Raw genomic sequence first — 18,209 nt, 5'->3', positions numbered from 1 at the left:
GGGGGGGGGGGGGGGGGGGGGGGGGGGGGGGGGGCTGCCGCCGAAAATTCGCCGGGGGGCCCGGGGGGGGGGGGGGGGGGGGGGCGCCCCCCCCCCCCCCCGCGCCGGTGGGCCGACCGGCCCGCACACCTCGCAGCACAACCATTCGCACGACGGCCGGTGCGGCCTCGCGGGCGCGCCGGCCGACTCCAGGAGGAGTCCCCCGTGACCGAAGCAGTCATCGTCTCGACGGGCCGCACGGCCATCGGCCGGGCCCGCAAGGGTTCGCTCGTCGGTCTCGACACGTTCCAGCTCGCCGAGGTGATCGTCCCGTTCGTGCTCGAGCGCAGCGGCATCCCGGCGGCGGACGTCGACGACCTCGTTCTCGCCGAGGCCTACCAGGGCGGCGGCGTGATCGCCCGCAACATCGCGGCGAAGCTGGGCCTGATCGACATCCCGGGCCTGGCGACCAACCGGCACTGCGCGGGCGGCCTGGCGGCGGTCACGATCGGCGCCGGCAGCATCCGCGCGGGCATGGACCAGGTCGTCGTCGCCGGTGGCGTCGAGAGCCTGAGCAACCGTATCCTCAGCTCCAAGGGGGACGCGCAGGGCAACCAGCAGACCTGGATGCCGCCGACGCACCCGGAATCCCCTGAGGCGCCGGCGTTCGACATGTCCATCACCGTCGGTGAGAACACCGCCCGGGAGATGGGGCTGACCAGGCGCGACGTCGACGAGTGGACGGTCTACAGCCAAGCCCGGGCGATCGACTCGATCGACTCCGGCGCGTTCAAGGACGAGATCCTGCCGCTGGAGGTCACCCGCCCCGACGGCACGACGTTCACGTTCGACACCGACGAGCACCCGCGGCGCGGCACCTCCCTGGAGTCGCTCGCCGGGCTGAAGCTGCTACACCCGGAGCTGCCCGACGCCACCGTCACCGCGGGTAACGCGGCCGGGCTGAACGACGCCGCCGCCGCCGTCACCCTGACCAGCGACACCTACGCCGCCGCTCACGGGCTCACCCCGCTGGCCAAGATCCGCTCCTGGGCGAGCGTCGGCATCGAGCCGGCGCGGACCGGCATGGCGCCGACGCTCGCGATCCCGAAGGCGCTGGACCGGGCCGGGCTGAGCATCGCCGACATCGAGCTGTTCGAGATCAACGAGGCGTTCTGCTCGGTGCCGGTGGCGGCCGTGCGCAAGCTCGGCATCAACCCCGAGATCGTCAACGTCAACGGCAGCGGCGCGAGCCTCGGCCACCCGATCTCCGCGACCGGCGCCCGCATGGTCGTCACCATGGTCGGCGAGCTGCGCCGCCGCGGCGCCACCCTCGGCGTCGTGTCGATGTGCGCGGGCGGCGGCATGGGCTCCGCCACGGTCATCGAGATCATCTGAGCGACCGCGCGACAACTCGACAGCCGGCGGACCGTCGGTGGGTACTCCACCGACGGTCCGTCGTGCGTCGTCCCGCCTCGTGTTCTCCCGGCGGCGCCCGGTCGCCGAGGTGGCGGCAGCGATCGTCGAATCCTCGCGCTCATGGACGCTCGGAATGCGGCCGACTATCGTGATTTCAATCATTGACACGAATCACACGACTGCGGACTGATCCACCCCGAGTTTCGCATCGACTACGGAAGGTCACCACATGGGCAAGCTGGATGGCAAGGTCGCGTTCATCACCGGCGCGGCCCGCGGCCAGGGCCGCAGCCACGCGTTACGGCTCGCGACCGAGGGTGCCGACATCATCGCCGTCGACATCTGCGAGCAGATCGACAGCGTGCCCTACCCGCTGGGCACCCCCGAGGACCTCGCCCAGACCGTCAAGGAGGTCGAGGGGACCGGGCGGCGCATCGTCGCGGTCAAGGGTGACGTCCGCGAGCGCTCCCAGCTGCGCGCCGCCCTCGACCAGGGGCTGGAGCGCTTCGGTCGGCTCGACATCGTCGTCGCCAACGCCGGGATCTGCCCGTGGGAGGACTCCACCCTCTGCAGCGGGTTCGTCGACGGCACCGACGTCGACCTCATCGGTGTGTTGAACACCGTCGCCGTCAGCCTCCCGCACCTCAAGGCGGGCGCCTCCATCATCGTGACCGGCTCCACCGCCGGCATGATGAAGGGCACCACCGAGGCAATCGGCAACACCGGCGGCGTCGGCTACTCCTGGGCCAAGCAGACGATCGCCCGCTACACCGAGACCCTCGCACTGCAGCTCGCCGAGCACAGCGTGCGGCTCAACGCGATCCACCCGACGAACGTGAACACCAACCTGCTCCACAATGCCTCGATCTACAAAGCCTTCCGGCCCGACCTGGACAACCCCACCCGCGAGGAGGCCGAGCCGGCGCTTGCCACCCTGCAGCCCATGCCGACTCCCTACATCGAGCCGGAGGACGTCAGCAACCTCGTGGCGTTCCTCGCCTCCGACGAGTCGAAGTGGATCACCGGCCAGAACATCCGCGTCGACGCCGGCAGCATGCTCAAGGGCGAGCGCGCCGCCTTCTGACCGGACCGGTCCGATGACCGGGGCCGGTCGGCGGCTGATCGTCACCGACCAGCCCCGGGCCCACCGCCCGCCCGACCCGATGGCCGGCGGGGGCGGTGGTCGGCTGGCGGGTCAGGCCGACGTGGGGGTGACGTGAACGGAATGTCACTCGGACGAACCGCGCCACCAACGCTGCACTCGGTCGACGAGGTCGCGGCCGTTGTCCGGATCGCACCTCGCGGCAAGACTGCGTGAGTGGACGAAACCCGTTTTACTGTCGGCGAGCTGGAGCTGGTCACCGACGTCAGCCCGGCGGACTGGATCGTGGCCGGTGTCGGCAGTTTCGACGTCACCGTCGGTTCCCTGGTTCCACTGGGTTTCCCCGCGTACGCCCGCGTGTTCCACCCGGCCTGTCTGGACGACGCCGAGGTCTCCTGGACCACCGTGGCGCACGGAAACGACCGCGTTGCCCACCCCTCCATGGAGTGGATCTCCATCACTGGCTCATGGCGATACCTGCAGGGCACCAGTGACCAGGCCGAACTGTGGACCACCCAACCGAGCCAGGGTTCGCTCCCCCTACCCCAGGCGGCCCGCCTCTGCGACCTGCTCGCCGAACACACGGCCACCACGGACAGGTGTTGGTTCGCGGTCTGGGAAGGATTCGGCGCGCTGGCGGTGCCGACCGAAGGAACACCGAAAGTCGCCGTGCCCCACCGCGCGATGCTCCTGCTGACCGGCCCGCTGGCCGCGGCGACCACATCACTGGAGAGGCAGCCCTGGGACCAGCGGGCGAGCCTGTGGTGGGGCTCACCCTGTCGGCGTGGGTGGACAAGACCTTGACCGAGGCGATCTGGACAGCCCGGTTCGCCCGGCAGCAGGAGCGCAACGCGGCGCTCGGCGTGACTCCCGCCGTCCTCGACGCCGAGTTCACCCACCTGGAGGCGCTGCGCCGCCGTGCAGCAGGGTGAGGTGTGGGCGCGCGCGGACGCCCCGGCCCACGCCCTGATCGTCTCCGCGGACCTGTACAACCGCGCCGGTACCAGCCGAGTCGTGGTCTGCCCGGTCATCCCGGGCGATCCGCTGCCCCACGACGACTATGCCGCCGACGCCTGGCAGCGCGTCGACCAGATCCTGCGCCGCATCCTCGGGCACTGAACCCGATGCGCGCCGCCCGCGACCGCACCAACCGCGCCGCTCGCCAGTGCGCCGCGGCGCACTGGTCAGTTCACTGTGGATTCCGGCCCGGGCCGTCCGGCTGCCGGCCAGCACCTCATCCCCCGCTTCAGTACCTTCGATCAGTGGACAAGGTCGAGTTCCGGTTGGAGACCGAGCTGTTCCCAACCGGCGAAGCATTGGCGGTCAGGCCATATGTGAACGGCGTCGACCTGCGGGAACTCGCCCGCGCCGTCGAACTGCCGGCCGCGACGGCCGCCGGGCAGCCCGACCTCGCCGGCAGCTACGCCGGCCTTCGCGACCCGGGCGTCCGCTGGCCCAGCCGGCATTTCCTCGGCAAACCAACGGTGACCTGGTTCGGCGACCGCGACACCGTGCTGCTGGGCTGCGAATGCGGCGACGCCGGCTGCTGGCCGCTGACAGCCCGCGTCGACGTCACGCACGACACCGTCACCTGGCGCGATTTCCGCACCGGCCACCGCGACTGGGACCTCGCTGGCCTCGGCCCGTTCCGCTTCGACGCATCCGCCTACAGAACCGCACTCCAACAGACCCAAGCCCGTGATCATCACCAACACAGCTAGAACCCCACACCGCCGCCGCGCCTCCGGGGGTTCGTCCCCCCGACAAGCATCGCGGCCCCGCCGCAGGAGATCAAAGATCTACAAGCACGCGGAACCGGCGCGTGGGCGCGGCAGGGATCGAACCTGCGACCGCTCGCTTGTAAGGCGAGAGCTCTCCCGCTGAGCTACGCGCCCGGGAGATCCAGTGGGGTCCAGCGGACCAAGCGTACGCACTTGGCGGAGAGCACGCGCGGGCGATTGGCCAGCCGTACTCACGGCGAGGGCCATGAGACGGCTCACGCAGGCCGGCTGGGCACCTACCCACCGCCCGGCCGGCTCGCGTGGGGCGATCTCAGAGGGCGGCGAGGGCCTTGAGGTACTCGGCCTGGTCGCGGGCGTCGGGGATGTTGTTGACGACCTTCCAGCGCACGACGCCCTCCTTGTCGATCACAAAGGTGCCACGGACGGAGATGCCGCGCTCGGCGTTGAACACGCCGAAGGACTCGGCGACGGCGCCGTGCGGCCAGAAGTCGGCGAGCAGCGGGAACTCGTAGCCCTGCTGGTCGGCCCACACCTTGTGGGCGAACGGCGAGTCCACGGAGACGGCGAGGACCTGCACGTTGTCGTTCTGGAACGAGCCGAGGTCGTCGCGCACGGAGCACAGCTCGCCCTGGCAGACGCCGGTGAAGGTGAGCGGGTAGAACAGCAGGACGACGTTCCGCTTGCCGCGGAACTCCGACAGGGTGACAACCTCGTTGTTCTGGTCCTTGAGCGAGAAGTCCGGGGCGACGGAGCCAACCTCGACGGTCACAGGCTCTTCCTCTCCACAACGATGGGGCAGGTCACGATGACGCCGACGCCAACCTGGGCGGCGCGGGCGAGCGGGCGGGCCGTCACCCTGGGCGGGCTGGCCGCGGCCGCACGGGCCGGCGACCGCACCCGTCGGATCGGGCTCCCCCACGGATCGGCCTGCCGTCCCAGTGGTCAGCATGCCAGCTCCGCCCGGGCCGCAACCGTCGGTCCCGCGCGGCGTGGCCCACAACGGGTGAGAATCCAGCGGCCGAACCTCAGCGGAAGGTAAGTTTCACGTTTCTCAGGGCATCGATGCGGCGGGTGTTCGCGTTTCATCCGCCAGACTGGCCTAGTCTGGCCGACCGACGCGAGAGCCAGCGACCAGACATGCGGTATGACGGTGCGTGCTCCACGTGTACCACCGGCATGGACACCGATGAGGGCAGGACCACGTTGACCAATCAGAGCTCGACCCCGCACGGCTACCCTGAGCCGCAGGGCTTTCCCGGGTACCGGGGCGACCCGGGTCGCCCTGAACGCTCGATGCGGGAGGGCCAGGCGCCGCACCCGATCGACGGCCCGGGCACCTCGACCGGCGGATTCCCCATCTACGCGTTCCGCGAGTCGTTGCGCGGCGCGGAGCCGGAAGAAGGCTATCCCGCCACGCCCGACTACGGAAAGCCATCCGAGCCGGACGGCGCGGCCGAGGGCTTCGGTGGTTCCGGCCTACTCGGAAAACACCGCAACCCGGTCGTCGTCTGGCTCGGACTTCCGCTGATCACGCTGGGGGTCTACCCGTTTGTGTGGATCTACCGGACGAATCGGGAGCTCGGCGAGTACGACCGGCGTATCAAGGTCAACCCGACGCTGTCCGTCCTGGCGGTCACTCTCGGCTGGCTGCTGGTCATCCCGCCGTTCGTCGCGGCCTGGCGGCTGGGCGCCCGGACCCGCGCGGCCCAGCATGCCGCGGGCATCCCGGAAACCAACCCGGCGCTCGCGTTCGTGCTGTGCCTGGTCGGTTTCGGTCCCCTGTTCCTCCAGCTGGAGATCAACCGGCTGTGGGACCGTTATCCGGGCGCCGTCGAAGGCCAGCAGGTCCCGCTGTACCGCTGACCGGCGGCGGCACAGCTGAACCACACCACGGCCACATCGCGGCCGAACGCCGGTACGGCGCCGGCCGCGTCGCCGGCACCCCGAACCGGCGACCGCCCGACCCCGCCGACGTCAGCGGTGCCGTGCGCGCTGCGACTTCGGCGCGGCCAGCCGCTGACCAGACCACTCCTGCGCGACGCTCAGCGTGCTCGTCTGGACCAGGCCCGCGGTGGGCACGGCATCCAGCACGTCGCTCGGCGCGACATGCCCGGACCGGCCCGCCTTCGGCGTGAGCAGCCAGATCACGCCATCGTCGGACAACTGCCGGCGCGCATCGATGAGCGCGTTGGCCAGATCCCCGTCGTCCTCGCGCCACCACAGCAGCACGATGTCGACGACGTCGTCGGAGTCCTCGGGGACCAGCTCGGTACCGCTGGCGCTGGTAACGGCGTCCAGCAGGTCCTGGGCGATGTCATCGTCCTCGTTGAGCGACTGGACCTGGGTCCCGGCGGAGACTCCCAGCCGTTCCGCCCGGCGCTGACCCTCGGCGTTCGCCGCGGTCGGACTCACGCTGCACTACCTCCTGCTCGTGTGTCGGCGTCCCACCCACGGGGACGTCCCTTTTGTTCCTGGCCGCGCACGCGATGGTGTCCATCACGCGACGCGCCCTGACCTAGTCCACCGGACCGCCCGGTGGGTGCGCAAGTGCCACGCCGTCGGTTGTGGACCGGGCACGGCGTGGTCAACGTGCCCTGGCTGTGCGCCGGTACCCGGCGGCGGGCCGGTTCACCCCGTTGGGCGCCGCACTCTTCCCTCCGCCTCACCCAGCTTCCGTCCGCCTCATCCAGGCAGCAGGGACAGCCGGACCGTCCGGTCGGGGTTGTCCACGTTGAGGTCGACCAGCGCGATGGACTGCCACGTGCCGAGCGCGAGACGGCCGTCAACGACGGGAACGACCAGCGACGGCGGGATGATCGCGGGCATGACGTGCGAGCGGCCATGACCGCGCGAGCCGTGCGCGTGCCGCCACCGGTCGTCGGCGGGCAGCAGCTCGGCCAGCGCCGCGAGCAGGTCCGCGTCGCTGCCGGCGCCGAGCTCCAGGACGGCCAGGCCGGCCGTGGCATGCGGCACGAAGACCGACAGCAGACCATCGCCCGACCCCGCGACGAACCGCTGCGCGTCGGGCGTGAGGTCCACCACACGTTCCTGGCCACCGGTGTGCACGGACAGCGTGGTGGTTTTCATCCGGGTGTCCATCAGGCTGATTGTCTACCAGGCGGAGCCCCGTAGGTGACGTGGGCGCGGACGACATGTCAACAACGCCACTCGCATCGCACGATTCCCTACCGAAAAGTAACCGACGCGTGCGTGACGACGTCGCGCGAACGGAGCACGATGGAACCAAGGCGCGCGCCTGAAAGCGGGCGGCCACCCCGGCCCCGGGGGCCGAGGCGGCCTCCCGCCACCGCGCGGGCCGAGGAAGCTGGAGACGATCGGCCAGGACGCGGCGTTGCATCGATCATGCGGGTCCCGCATCCGCGCGCACGAGACGTGACACGCAGGCCAGCGGGAACAGATGGGCCGGACGGTCGCGCGAGAAGGACCTTTTCGCGCGCCCCCGGCCCCGGAAGCTTGAGGAGCAGGAGAAGGCGTGGCGCAGGACACAACCCGCAGTTTCTCGGTCATCACCGATGGGCTGCCGAGCCAGCTGCCCGACATTGACCCCGCGGAGACAGGCGAGTGGCTTGAGTCACTCGACGCGGTCATCGAGGAGTCCGGTCGCGGCCGGGCCCGGTTCCTCATGCTGAAACTGCTCGAGCGGGCCCGGGAGAAGGCGGTCGGCGTTCCCGGCCTGACCAGCACCGACTACATCAACACCATCCCGCCGGAGCGCGAGCCCTGGTTCCCGGGGGACGAGCACGTCGAACGCCGCATCCGGGCATACATCCGGTGGAACGCGGCCATCATGGTCAGCCGCGCGAACCGACCCGAGTTCAATGTCGGCGGTCACATCGCTACCTACGCATCCAGCGCGAGTCTGTACGAAGTCGGATTCAACCATTTCTTCCGGGGCAAAGACCACCTGAGTTCGTCGCCCGGAAGTGCCTCCGGTGACCAGATCTTCATTCAGGGTCACGCCTCGCCGGGCATCTACGCGCGGGCGTTCCTGGAGGGCCGGCTCTCCGAGCAGCAGCTCGACGCCTTCCGCCGGGAAAGCGAGCAGGGCGGGCTGTCGTCCTACCCGCACCCCCGGCTGATGCCCGACTTCTGGGAGTTCCCCACCGTGTCGATGGGCCTGGGCCCGATCGACGCGATCTACCAGGCGCGGTTCAACCGATACCTGCTGAACCGGCAGATCAAGGACACCTCCGGCAGCAAGGTGTGGGCGTTCCTCGGCGACGGCGAGATGGACGAGCCCGAGTCGATCGGCGCGCTCGGCGTCGCCGCCCGCGAGGAGCTCGACAACCTGATCTTCGTGGTGAACTGCAACCTGCAGCGCCTCGACGGCCCGGTCCGCGGCAACGGCAAGATCATGCAGGAGCTGGAGTCGCTGTTCCGCGGCGCCGGCTGGAACGTCATCAAGGTCGTCTGGGGCCGTGACTGGGACCCGCTGCTGGCCAAGGACACCGACGGCGTCCTCGTCCACCAGATGAACACCACCCCGGACGGTCAGTTCCAGACCTACACGACGTCGTCCGGCGAGTACATCCGCGAGAACTTCTTCGGCGCGGACGCCCGGCTGCGCCGCATGGTCGCCGACCTCGCCGACGACGACCTGCGCAGGCTCTCCCGCGGCGGCCACGACTACCGCAAGCTGTACGCGGCCTACAAGGCGGCCACCGAGCACACCGGGCAGCCGACGGTCATCCTGGCCCACACCATCAAGGGCTGGACGCTGGGCAAGGACTTCGAGGCCCGCAACGCCACGCACCAGATGAAGAAGCTCACCAAGGCGGAGCTCAAGGAGTTCCGCGACCGGCTCTACCTGGAGATCCCCGACTCCGCGCTGGCGGGCGACCTGCCGCCCTACTACCAGCCGGGGCCGGACTCCGAGGAGATCCAGTACATGCGGGAGCGCCGGGCCGCGCTCGGCGGTTCCATGCCGAAACGGGTCGTGCGGGCCAAGCCGCTCGCCCAGCCGCCCGCGAAGATCTTCGACGAGCTGCGCAAGGGGTCCGGCAAGCAGCCGGTGGCGACGACGATGGCGTTCGTCCGCCTGCTCAAGGACCTCATGAAGACCAAGGAGATGGGCGCCCGGTTCGTCCCGGTCATCCCGGACGAGGCCCGCACCTTCGGCATGGACGCGATGTTCCCGACGGCGAAGATCTACTCGCCGCACGGGCAGCGCTACGAGGCCGTCGACCGCGAGCTGCTGCTGTCCTACCAGGAGTCCGTGCAGGGGCAGATGCTGCACGAGGGCATCAGCGAGGCCGGCAGCATGGGCTCGGTGATCGCCGCGGCGACGTCCTACGCCACCCACGCGCAGCACATGATCCCGGTCTACGTCTTCTACTCGATGTTCGGGTTCCAGCGCACCGGTGACCAGATGTGGGCGCTGGGCGACCAGCTCGGCCGCGGCTTCCTGCTCGGCGCGACCGCCGGGCGGACCACGCTGAACGGCGAGGGCCTGCAGCACCAGGACGGCCACTCGCTACTGCTCGCCTCGACGAACCCGGCGTGTGTCTCCTACGACCCGGCGTTCGCCTTCGAGGTGTCGCACATCGTCCGCGAGGCACTCGACCGGATGTACGGCGAGCGGGACGACAAGGTGTTCTACTACCTGACCGTCTACAACGAGCCGGTGCCGCAGCCGGCCGAGCCCGAGGGCCTCGACCCGGCCCAGATCATCGCCGGGATGTACCGGTTCCGGCCGGCCCCGAGCCTGCCGGGCGGCGAGGACGAGGGCGCCACGCCGCCGCGGGCGCAGCTGCTGGCCAGCGGCACGTCGATCCACTGGGCGCTGACCGCCCAGGAGATCCTCGCCGCGGACTTCGGGGTCGCCGCCGACGTGTGGTCGGTGACCTCGTGGAACGAGCTGCGCCGGGAGGCGCTGGAGCGGGATCGGGTGAACCTGCTCAACCCCGAGGCGGCCGAGGCCGTGCCGTACGTGACCCGGGTTCTCGAGGGTGCGCCCGGCCCGGTCATCGCCGTGTCCGACTGGATGCGGGCCGTGCCGGACCAGATCTCCCGCTGGGTCCCGCAGCCGTTCACCTCGCTGGGCACCGACGGCTACGGCCGGTCGGACACCCGGGCGGCGCTGCGGCGCCACTTCAAGGTCGACGCCGAGTCCGTCGTCGTCGCCACCCTGGAGTCGCTGGTCCGGGCCGGTGAGGTCAAGGCCAGCACGGTCGAGGAGGCGATCCGCCGCTTCGGCCTGCGGGAGGACACCGACGCCGTGCCGGGTACCGACGGCGCGCGCTGACGGGTCCCACGGGCCGGTCCGGGCCCGCGGTGACGGCCGATCCTGGCCGCCGCCGCGGGCCCGGACTCGTTCCCGCGCCGCCCGGCCCGGCAGCCTCCCCGGACAGGGGCAGGCGGCGCCGGCCGCCGGCACCGCACCCGGCAGCCACGATGACCCGGTCGAGGGGGCACGATCGGCCTCCGGCGGCGCCACCGCCACCCCCGGGCGGAGATCCCACCCACACCGCCGACCGGCCCGCCTGGGCCCCTTGGCGGCCCGTTGCCGGGGCGCCCGGCGCCCGATCGGGCCGCGCGACGGCCACATGACGGCCACGCGGTGCGTCCCGGGCCGTGCCCGCGGCCGACGGATTCGGGCCGGTCTCCACGACCGCGGCCCGGCGGCGGACCGGCACGGGCCGACACAGTCATCGCGCTGCGTGACGACGAGCAGGCTCCACTGACGCGCCAAACGGCCCGAATCCGCCATGCCGAACCGTCCTGCCCCCGCGGGGGCACTCTCGTGCCGGCACCCTCATGCCCCGCCTAATGGCACAACGAGTTCCACATCGGGGCCGCGAACACTAGTCTCACCAGGGTGACATCGGGCAATCCGCGACGCGGAGAACAGCAGCGCGGACCCGGTGCCGACGCCCTGGCCCCAGCACACCGCCCGACGCCGCTACGGTGTCGGAGAGCGACGGTTCATGATCATCTGGGCGCGCGTGCCCGGCCGGCGGGGACACTGCACCGGCTCGCCCGCACGGATTCGGACGACGGCCGCCCGGCGCAGGCCGCGACGGTCGAGGAGGACGAGGTGAACGGTGTCACGACGACCCCAGCACCCGCGGTGGCACCACCCGCGCCGAGGACCGGAGAGCTCGCGGTGACCGTGGCGTCCAGCGCGTCCCGCCAGGCGCCGCGCGACCACCGGCGGGCGGCATGATCCTTCGGGCTCGCCGCATCGAGCGGCTGGAGGAGCATCCCAACCTGCGCGGCATCCTCGGCATCCTCGCCCAGCTCGTGCACACCTCGGACACCGAGCTCGGCGCGCTCGCCGGGGCCTGGCGCAACTCCGGCTACCTCGCCGCCGCCCGCGACAAGGCACTCTCCCCCGACTCGCCGCTGATCGTCGAGGTGCTCGCCGCGTTCGACGCGCTCAGCGCGATCTACGCGGACGACCTCGCCGGCGCGGACTACGTCACCGTCGAGCCGTCGGTCGCGGCCACCGCGCTGCGGGCGATGCGCGACGCCGTCGCCGCGTCCTACTCCCGGCCGATCCTGGGCCGCGCCGAGTACGCCGCGCTGATGCGCCCGTGGCGCGCCGTCTACCCGCGGGCCCGCTCGCACGAGCCCGACCTCGGCCCGGCCGCCGCGGACGTCAAGCGGGTGCTGGCCGCCCTGCCGGTACTGGCCGGACGCTGCCACGACCCGGACAGCCTGGAGGTCTTCGACGGCCTGCTGGTCAGCGCGCTGACCAGGGACGACGGCGCGCACCAGCAGGCGATGGACGCCGCGTTCGCCAGTGCCGTCGTCACCGGCCGGCGCCGGGTGTGGACGCTGGTGCGCCGCAGCGCCGCCGAGGGCTTCTGGCGGCTGTGCCCGGACTGCCGGGGCCGCCGCCTGGCCACCGAGTCCAGCGAGGACCACCGGGTGATGGAGCTCTGCGCGGACCTGGCGTGTGCGCTGCTCGTCGAGGACCTGCTCGACGCCGACCAGTTCTCCCAGCTCACCCGCCCGCTGCACACCCTCATCCCGTTGCAGCACCGCGGCGGCGGCTGAGCCGCCAGGACGGCCTGGGACCCTCGTCGCGACGCGGGCGGTAGACGATCAGACGGGCGGCGCTCGGCGAGATCACGATGCGCTCGACGCCCTCGGTGACCTCGCCGTCGCACGCGAACGGCAGCGCCCCGGCCTGCGCCGAGGAGATGAGCACCCGTTCCACGGTGCGCTGCTCGTAGACCCGGCTGCGCCCGAGCCGGCCGGTGAGCACGCCGCCGACGAGGCGCAGCCGCGCCGCCGGTGCCGCCGCGTCCACGACGCGGAGGTCGAGCTGGGCCTCGTCGAGCCGGCTTCGGTAGGTCGGGGCGAAGCCGTCGGGATGGTAGACCCCGTTCCCGACGAAGATCAGCCAGACCCGCCGGCGCTCGCCGTCGATCTCGACGTCGAACGGCGGTTCGTTGCGCAGCACCCAGCACAGCGCGATGATCATTGCCGGCCATTTGCCGAGGCGGCGCTCGAAGCGCTCCCGCACGGCGACCATGTCCGGATAGCCGCCGAGGCTCGCCGTGTTCACGAAGACGCGGGAGAACCGGTCGAACCCGGCGGAGATGCCGTCCGCCCGGCCCAGGTCCACGGCGACCGCCGAGCCGGCCAGGATCGCCTGTACCGAGTCGCCGGCGCCGCCCAGGCCCAGGTCCGCGGCGAAGTGGTTGAGCGTGCCCGCGGGGAAGACAGCCAGCGGCGTGCCCCGGGCCAGCGCGAGCTGTGCCGCGGAGTTGATGCTTCCGTCGCCGCCGGCGACGCCGAGCACCCGCGACGAGTCCGCTGCGGTCGCCAGCGCCGCGTCCATGTCGTCCCCCGGCCCGACCTCGACGACCTTCGCCCGCGGCAGGTCGGCCCGCAGGACGGCCAGCAGGTCGCCGTGGTTGCCCTGGCCCGACCGGGCGTTGACGACGACGGTGAGGCCCTCCCCCTCGGGCAGGGCGGGCGCCCAGGCCGACGCCGGGCTCGCCCGCGCCGGCACCCAGGGCCGGCGCGGCATGACCTTCGTGGTCAGCAGCGCGGCGCCGACGCCGAGCGCGGCACCCGCCAGCACGTCCCCGGGATAGTGCACCCCGACGTATACCCGGGAGAACGCGACCGTCGCGGCGAGCGCGGCCACCGGCACGGCGGCGCCCGGCGAGTCGAGCGCCACCCCGGTCGCGAAGGCGGCGGCGGAGGCGGCGTGCCCGGACGGGAACGAGAACGTCGTCAGATCCCGCGACAGCCGCCGCAACGCCGGAATGCCGTGCGTCGGCGGCCGGTCCCGACGGAACACCAGCTTCGCCGGGCCGTTGGCGAGCACGCTCGCCGTGCCGAGCGCGAGCAGGCCGCGGGCGGCCGCCGGGCGCCGGCGCCCCTTCGTCGCCCCCAGCGCCCCCGCCACGCCCCACCACAGCAGCCCGTGGTCGGCGGCATGCGACAGCCGCGGCAGGACCGGGTCGAGCAGCGGCCGTCCCCCCGCGAGGGACGCGAACAGCGACCGGTCGGCCCGCAGAAACGCCTCGGCGAAGGTCCGGCCGAGCTCGATGTCGCGGCGCATCAGCCGCCGTGCCCGCCGGCCGACCGCTCCGGCGCCGGGCGCGCGGGGCACCCGCGCCCCCGGATCCGCCTGCCACAACCGGATCAGACGACTGACTGACGGGCCCACCGATCTCGCCACCACGCCGGCACCGTACCCACCCTGACGGCGGTTCGATCACCTGGGGCGCACGTCACACCCGCCGGGGCCGGACCCCGCCGGTCCCGACCCCGACCGGTCAGCCGGTCAGCCGGTCAGACCGTGACGGCTGGCTGGCCGCTGCCCCGGCGAGGCGCCGGTGGACGCGGGACAGGCGCCGGCCGCGGAAGAGCGCGGCGCGGCTCGACCGTGCGCCCGGTCGGCAGGATCTCCCCTGTGTCCTCGAAGAGGATCACGCCGTTGCAGAGCAGGCTCCAGCCCTGGTCCCAGTGCTGGCGGGTGACCCGCGCGGCATCCCGGTCCGCGCCGTCCGCGGCGGGGCACGGCGGGGAGTGCGGGCAGCCCCGCCGCGGCGGGGCCGCCGTGCGGGGGGCCGCGGCGCCGACGGGGAGCTCGACGCCGCTGACGGGCGCCGCGCTGGAGGAGGGCTTCGGGTCGTCGCGCAGCGCCGTGGGCAGCTGCGCCTCGTCTGGAACACGAACACCTTGCACGGGCACCAGACGTTACGCCTCCCCGTAAGAAGCGTCACACCGAGGCGCGCGCGACGGGGTCGGCGTGTCAGCGCCGCCCCTTTGCCCTTCGGGACACAACCGGCCCTGACCTGGGTAGACGGACATCGCGACAGGTTTACGGCCCACGGGAGAGACCACCCGGTGTCCGAAAGGAGGCACCGGTACCGGGACGGGATTAGCAGATCTGTAGGTTACGAATCCGCGGCCGGGCGATCCGTGGCGACGGCCGCCAGAATGGCTCGCGTCGGTCCCGCCGCATCCGACGGCCTGATCGCCGTCGGCCGGCCCGGCTGGCGGGGGTCGGCCGGGCATGGGTGCGGACGGCCGCCGACGACGGTCGCGGACCCACCCGGCCATGGAGGGGGTACGACGATGGAGGGTGCCACCGGCATCGGCGCCGGCACCGCCGCGGGAGCCCAGGGACGGGACGCGGTGGTCGAGCCGGTCCCGACGATCGACCCGGCCCGGCCGGTCGACATGGCCCGGGTGGTCGAGGTCTCGGTCGTCATGCCGTGTCTCAACGAGGCGGACTCCGTCGGCGTGTGCGTCCGCAAGGCGCTCGACGGGCTGGCGACGGCCGGCGCCGTCGGCGAGGTCGTCGTCGTCGACAACGGCTCGACGGACGGCTCGGCCGAGGTCGCCAGCGCGGCCGGCGCCCGGGTCGTGCCCGAGGCCCGCCGCGGCTACGGCAACGCCTACCGGGCCGGCTTCGCCGCCGCCCGGGGCCGGCTCATCGTGATGGGCGACGCCGACGACACCTACGACTTCTCCGACCTGTCCGCGCTGCTCGCCCCACTGCGCGCCGGACGGGCGGACTACGTGCTCGGGTCGCGCTTCGCCGGGAACATCATGCCGGGCGCGATGCCCTGGCTGCACCGCTACGTCGGCAACCCGGTACTCACCGGCATCCTCAACCGGCTGTTCGACGTCCGTTCCTCCGACGCCCACTCCGGGATGCGGGCCTTCAGCCGCGAGGCCTACCTGCGGATGCGGCTGCGCTGCGAGGGGATGGAACTGGCCAGCGAGCTGGTCATCGCCGCCGGGCGGGCCGGGCTGCGGATCGAGGAGGTGCCGATCACCTACCACCCGCGGGTCGGCGACTCGAAGCTGCACTCGCTGCGGGACGGCTGGCGGCACCTGCGCTTCATGCTGATGCTCGCGCCGCGGCACCTGTTCGTCCTGCCCGGCCTGGTCCTGCTCGGGCTCGGGCTGCTCGGCCAGGCGGTGCTGCTGCCCGGCGCGCTCGACGTCGGCTTCCACCGGTTGGACCTGCACTTCTCGGTCCTGTTCGCGCTGCTCGCGCTGCTCGGCTGGCAACTGGTGCTGCTCGGCGTCTGCGCGGACGTGCACAACCACGCGGTCGGCTGGCAGGAACGCCGCCGCTGGCCGCTGCCGCTGGTGCACCAGCTGTTCACCCTCGAACGCGGGCTGCTGCTCGGCGGCGGGCTGTTCGCCGTCGGGTTCGTCGTCGACGCCGTCGTGCTCGTCCGCTGGCTGGCCAACGACATGGGCGTCCTCAACGAGATGCGCCCCGCCCTGCTCGCGATGACCCTGATGGTGCTCGGCGCCCAGACCGCCTTCGGCTCGTTCTTCCTGCGCCTGCTGACCGCCGGCCCCAGCGGCGAGCACCAGCGCGACACCGGGCGGCCCGACGGAAACCCGCCGCGGGACCGCTCCGGCGGCCTGTCGCGGGTCGGCCGGCGTCCCGAGGAATCGGACCAGCCGGCCAGGGCCGTCGGGTTCTGACGGACAACGCACGCAGGATGGCCGATCAGGGCGTGTACCCCGACCTCGCGACCGCTGGGCCGCCCGGTCCGGCGGCGGACGCCCCGGTCCTGCTCGGTGGCGCGACCGGACCAGGCGGAACGGACCCCCCGGTCACCAGCACGCGCCGCCGGGTCCTGCGGCACCTGCCCTTCGCCGTCATCGCCGTCGTGGGGCTGGGCCTGCGGGCCCTGACCGCCTACGCCTACCGGCCCGCCTTCGAGTTCAGCGGCGACTCGTATGCCTATCTACGTCTGGCGCCGCTGCACGCCCCCGACCCGATGCGGCCGGCGGGCTATCCCGCGTTCCTGCGCCTGCTGTCGTTCACCGACAGCCTCTGGTGGGTCACCATCGTCCAGCACGCCGCCGGGCTGGCCCTCGGCGCGGCCCTGTACGTGCTGCTGGTGCATCGCCGGGTGGCGGCACCGATCGCCGCGCTCGCCGCCGCCCCGGTCCTGCTCGACGCCTACGAACTCGTCCTCGAGCACTACGTGATGGCCGAGACGTTGTTCGCCGTCCTCCTGGTCGGCGCGATCATGGCGTTGACCTGGTCGGGCCGGCCGTCGGTGTGGGCGTGCGGGCTAGGTGGGCTGCTGCTGGCCGCCGCCGGCCTGGTCCGCACGATCGGCATCCCCGTCGCGGTGCTCGTCGTCGGCTACCTGCTGGTGCGCCGCATCGGCTGGCTACGCCTGGCCAGCTTCGTCGTCGCCCTCGCCGTGCCGCTGGCCGCCTACGCGGCCTGGTTCCACGACGCCCACGGGAAGTTCGCGCTGACCGGCGGCGACGCCGTGTGGACCTACGGCCGGGTGGCGCCGATCGCCGACTGCGACCGGCTGCACCTGAGCACGGCGCAGCTCGTGCTGTGCTCGCCCCACCCCGTCGCCGAACGACCCGATCCCAGCTACTACGTCTGGAACGGCAACAGCCCGCACCGGCGGCTGCCCGGAACCGCCGACGAACAGGACGCCCTGCTGCGCGACTTCACCAAACAGGTGATCCGCCACCAGCTCGGCGACTACGTGCGGATGGTCGGCGGTGAGATCGTCCACTACTTCCGGCCCGGCCGGCCGATCGGACAACGCGACTGGCCCGACGCCACCTGGCGGTTCCCCGCCGCGCACGTGCCCCGCTATCTGCACAACAGCGAGCCGCTGCTCGCCTTCCACGGCGACGGCGCCACCCGGGTCACCGAGGAACCCGCCGCCGGCCACCTGCGCGGTTACCAGCGCTACGGCTTCACCCCCGGCCCGGTGTTCGCCGGGCTGCTTGCCCTGGCCCTGATCGCGATCGTGGTGCCGGCGCGGCGGCGCGCCCCGCGGCTCGGGGTGCGTGGCGCCCCCGCCCGCCGCCGCTGGCGCGACCAGACGCTCGAACACCGACGGCTGCGCGCCGACATCGCGCTGCTCGCGGCGGTCGGCCTGACCATGCTGGTGGTACCCGCGGCGACCGTCTGTTTCGACTACCGGTACATGCTGCCCGTGCTTGTGCTGTTTCCCCCCGCCGCCGCGCTCGCCACCCGCCGGCTTGTACTGGTCCGCCGATCCCGCCGCGAACCGGACGAGGTCGTCGCCGACTCCCTCTGGGCCCCCGCACTCCCCCAGGCCACATTTCCCCAGGCCGCCCGCGCTGGAGCCGGCCGCCCTGACGCCGCCCGCGCCGACGCCGCTGAGCGGGCCGCCGCTGAGCGGGCCGCGCCGACTTCGGCGGCCACGGCGACGGGTAAGGACCCGTCAGCTCCGCACGACACGTCCGCCCCGGAGCACACGTCCGATCGGGCGGACGTGCCAGCGCCGGAGGACACCTCGGGTCTGGAAGACACGTCGGGTCTGGAGGACCTGTCGGGTCTGGAGGATCTGTCGGCTCCGCCGGCACCGGGCGCCGCGGCGCCGGCCCTGCCGACGGGGCGGCGCCCGCCCCCCCCCGGGGGGGGGACCCGCCCCCCGCCCCCCCCCGCGCCCGCCCCCCGCCCCCCCCCCCCCGCGGGGCCCGGGGGCGCGCGCGGCGGGCCCCGG

At 72.7% G+C, this 18,209-nt stretch carries 18 protein-coding genes and 1 tRNA gene; 13 read left to right on the top strand and 6 right to left on the bottom strand.

Going from position 1 to position 18,209, the window contains the following annotated elements; genetic code table 11:
- The 8 genes from MXD60_RS05725 to MXD60_RS05700 all read left to right on the top strand — a co-directional run.
- A partial coding sequence (locus MXD60_RS05725) for a hypothetical protein (RefSeq protein ID WP_248817903.1) occupies positions 1-208 on the top strand: 208 nt, incomplete at its 5' end.
- Positions 205-1,374 carry a thiolase family protein gene (locus tag MXD60_RS05720; RefSeq protein ID WP_248817902.1) on the top strand — a complete coding sequence of 390 codons (1,170 nt, stop codon included), beginning with the start codon at positions 205-207 and terminating at the stop codon, positions 1,372-1,374. The genes MXD60_RS05725 and MXD60_RS05720, both read left to right, overlap by 4 nt.
- 250 nt (positions 1,375-1,624) lie before the next feature.
- A complete protein-coding gene (locus MXD60_RS05715; protein ID WP_248817901.1) occupies positions 1,625-2,479 on the top strand; it encodes a mycofactocin-coupled SDR family oxidoreductase in 855 nt (284 codons plus the stop codon).
- Between the two features lie 13 nt (positions 2,480-2,492).
- Positions 2,493-2,615, top strand: coding sequence for a hypothetical protein (locus tag MXD60_RS28600; RefSeq protein ID WP_283097846.1), 123 nt, complete (start codon positions 2,493-2,495; stop codon positions 2,613-2,615).
- Between the two features lie 98 nt (positions 2,616-2,713).
- Positions 2,714-3,301 (top strand): hypothetical protein, encoded by a 588-nt coding sequence (locus MXD60_RS05710; protein WP_248817900.1) that lies wholly within the window; start codon positions 2,714-2,716, stop codon positions 3,299-3,301.
- Positions 3,298-3,429, top strand: a complete 132-nt coding sequence (locus tag MXD60_RS28595; protein ID WP_283097845.1) for a hypothetical protein — start codon at positions 3,298-3,300, stop codon at positions 3,427-3,429. The genes MXD60_RS05710 and MXD60_RS28595 overlap by 4 nt, the downstream gene beginning before the upstream one ends.
- A complete protein-coding gene (locus MXD60_RS05705) occupies positions 3,416-3,616 on the top strand; it encodes a hypothetical protein (RefSeq protein ID WP_248817899.1) in 201 nt (66 codons plus the stop codon). Before MXD60_RS28595 ends, MXD60_RS05705 begins: the two co-directional genes overlap by 14 nt.
- Positions 3,617-3,759: 143 nt before the next feature.
- Positions 3,760-4,218: a hypothetical protein gene (locus MXD60_RS05700; protein WP_248817898.1), complete on the top strand. Its 459-nt coding sequence runs from the start codon at positions 3,760-3,762 to the stop codon at positions 4,216-4,218.
- Positions 4,219-4,320: 102 nt separating this feature from the next.
- Here MXD60_RS05700 and MXD60_RS05695 read toward each other — a convergent pair.
- Both MXD60_RS05695 and MXD60_RS05690 read right to left on the bottom strand, forming a co-directional pair.
- Positions 4,321-4,392, bottom strand: a tRNA-Val gene (locus tag MXD60_RS05695).
- Between the two features lie 157 nt (positions 4,393-4,549).
- The gene (locus MXD60_RS05690) at positions 4,550-5,008 is read right to left on the bottom strand and encodes a peroxiredoxin (RefSeq protein WP_248817897.1); all 459 of its coding nucleotides are present in this window, start codon (positions 5,006-5,008) and stop codon (positions 4,550-4,552) included.
- A gap of 407 nt (positions 5,009-5,415) precedes the next feature.
- Here MXD60_RS05690 and MXD60_RS05685 point away from each other — a divergent pair, with 407 nt between their 5' ends.
- Positions 5,416-6,102 (top strand): DUF4234 domain-containing protein, encoded by a 687-nt coding sequence (locus tag MXD60_RS05685; RefSeq protein WP_248817896.1) that lies wholly within the window; start codon positions 5,416-5,418, stop codon positions 6,100-6,102.
- Positions 6,103-6,213: 111 nt separating this feature from the next.
- Here MXD60_RS05685 and MXD60_RS05680 read toward each other — a convergent pair whose 3' ends face one another.
- Positions 6,214-6,651: a DUF3052 domain-containing protein gene (locus tag MXD60_RS05680; RefSeq protein ID WP_248817895.1), complete on the bottom strand. Its 438-nt coding sequence runs from the start codon at positions 6,649-6,651 to the stop codon at positions 6,214-6,216.
- Positions 6,652-6,921: 270 nt separating this feature from the next.
- On the bottom strand, positions 6,922-7,326 hold the full coding sequence (locus MXD60_RS05675; RefSeq protein ID WP_248817894.1) for a secondary thiamine-phosphate synthase enzyme YjbQ: 405 nt from the start codon (positions 7,324-7,326) through the stop codon (positions 6,922-6,924).
- Between the two features lie 406 nt (positions 7,327-7,732).
- On the opposite strand from MXD60_RS05675, the gene aceE reads away from it, so the two are divergent.
- Positions 7,733-10,504 carry a pyruvate dehydrogenase (acetyl-transferring), homodimeric type gene (aceE, locus tag MXD60_RS05670; protein ID WP_308222379.1) on the top strand — a complete coding sequence of 924 codons (2,772 nt, stop codon included), beginning with the start codon at positions 7,733-7,735 and terminating at the stop codon, positions 10,502-10,504.
- A gap of 917 nt (positions 10,505-11,421) precedes the next feature.
- Positions 11,422-12,261 (top strand): hypothetical protein, encoded by an 840-nt coding sequence (locus tag MXD60_RS05665; RefSeq protein WP_248817893.1) that lies wholly within the window; start codon positions 11,422-11,424, stop codon positions 12,259-12,261.
- Here MXD60_RS05665 and MXD60_RS05660 read toward each other — a convergent pair.
- Both MXD60_RS05660 and MXD60_RS05655 read right to left on the bottom strand, forming a co-directional pair.
- Positions 12,230-13,834, bottom strand: coding sequence for a bifunctional phosphatase PAP2/diacylglycerol kinase family protein (locus MXD60_RS05660; protein ID WP_518467410.1), 1,605 nt, complete (start codon positions 13,832-13,834; stop codon positions 12,230-12,232). The two genes, MXD60_RS05665 and MXD60_RS05660, sit on opposite strands and share 32 nt — an antisense overlap.
- A gap of 182 nt (positions 13,835-14,016) precedes the next feature.
- Positions 14,017-14,418: a DUF5999 family protein gene (locus MXD60_RS05655; RefSeq protein ID WP_248817892.1), complete on the bottom strand. Its 402-nt coding sequence runs from the start codon at positions 14,416-14,418 to the stop codon at positions 14,017-14,019.
- Positions 14,419-14,805: 387 nt separating this feature from the next.
- On the opposite strand from MXD60_RS05655, the gene MXD60_RS05650 reads away from it, so the two are divergent.
- A complete protein-coding gene (locus tag MXD60_RS05650) occupies positions 14,806-16,179 on the top strand; it encodes a glycosyltransferase family 2 protein (protein WP_248817891.1) in 1,374 nt (457 codons plus the stop codon).
- A 32-nt stretch (positions 16,180-16,211) separates the two neighbouring features.
- On the top strand, positions 16,212-18,209 hold a 1,998-nt coding region (locus MXD60_RS05645), incomplete at its 3' end, for a hypothetical protein (protein WP_248817890.1).

This window comes from Frankia sp. AgB32, assembly GCF_023243045.1.
Taxonomy (GTDB): domain Bacteria; phylum Actinomycetota; class Actinomycetes; order Frankiales; family Frankiaceae; genus Frankia.
The sequence above is the reverse complement of the archived record's forward strand: the minus strand, read 5'-3'. Positions and strand labels throughout refer to the sequence as shown.

Coding starts and splice junctions, on each gene's coding strand:
- MXD60_RS05650 (WP_248817891.1), top strand. CDS start 14,806: ATGGAGGGTGCCACCGGCATCGGCGCCGGCACCGCCGCGGGAGCCCAG.
- MXD60_RS05685 (WP_248817896.1), top strand. CDS start 5,416: ATGGACACCGATGAGGGCAGGACCACGTTGACCAATCAGAGCTCGACC.
- MXD60_RS05675 (WP_248817894.1), bottom strand. CDS start 7,326: ATGAAAACCACCACGCTGTCCGTGCACACCGGTGGCCAGGAACGTGTG.
- MXD60_RS05665 (WP_248817893.1), top strand. CDS start 11,422: ATGATCCTTCGGGCTCGCCGCATCGAGCGGCTGGAGGAGCATCCCAAC.
- MXD60_RS05715 (WP_248817901.1), top strand. CDS start 1,625: ATGGGCAAGCTGGATGGCAAGGTCGCGTTCATCACCGGCGCGGCCCGC.
- MXD60_RS28600 (WP_283097846.1), top strand. CDS start 2,493: ATGACCGGGGCCGGTCGGCGGCTGATCGTCACCGACCAGCCCCGGGCC.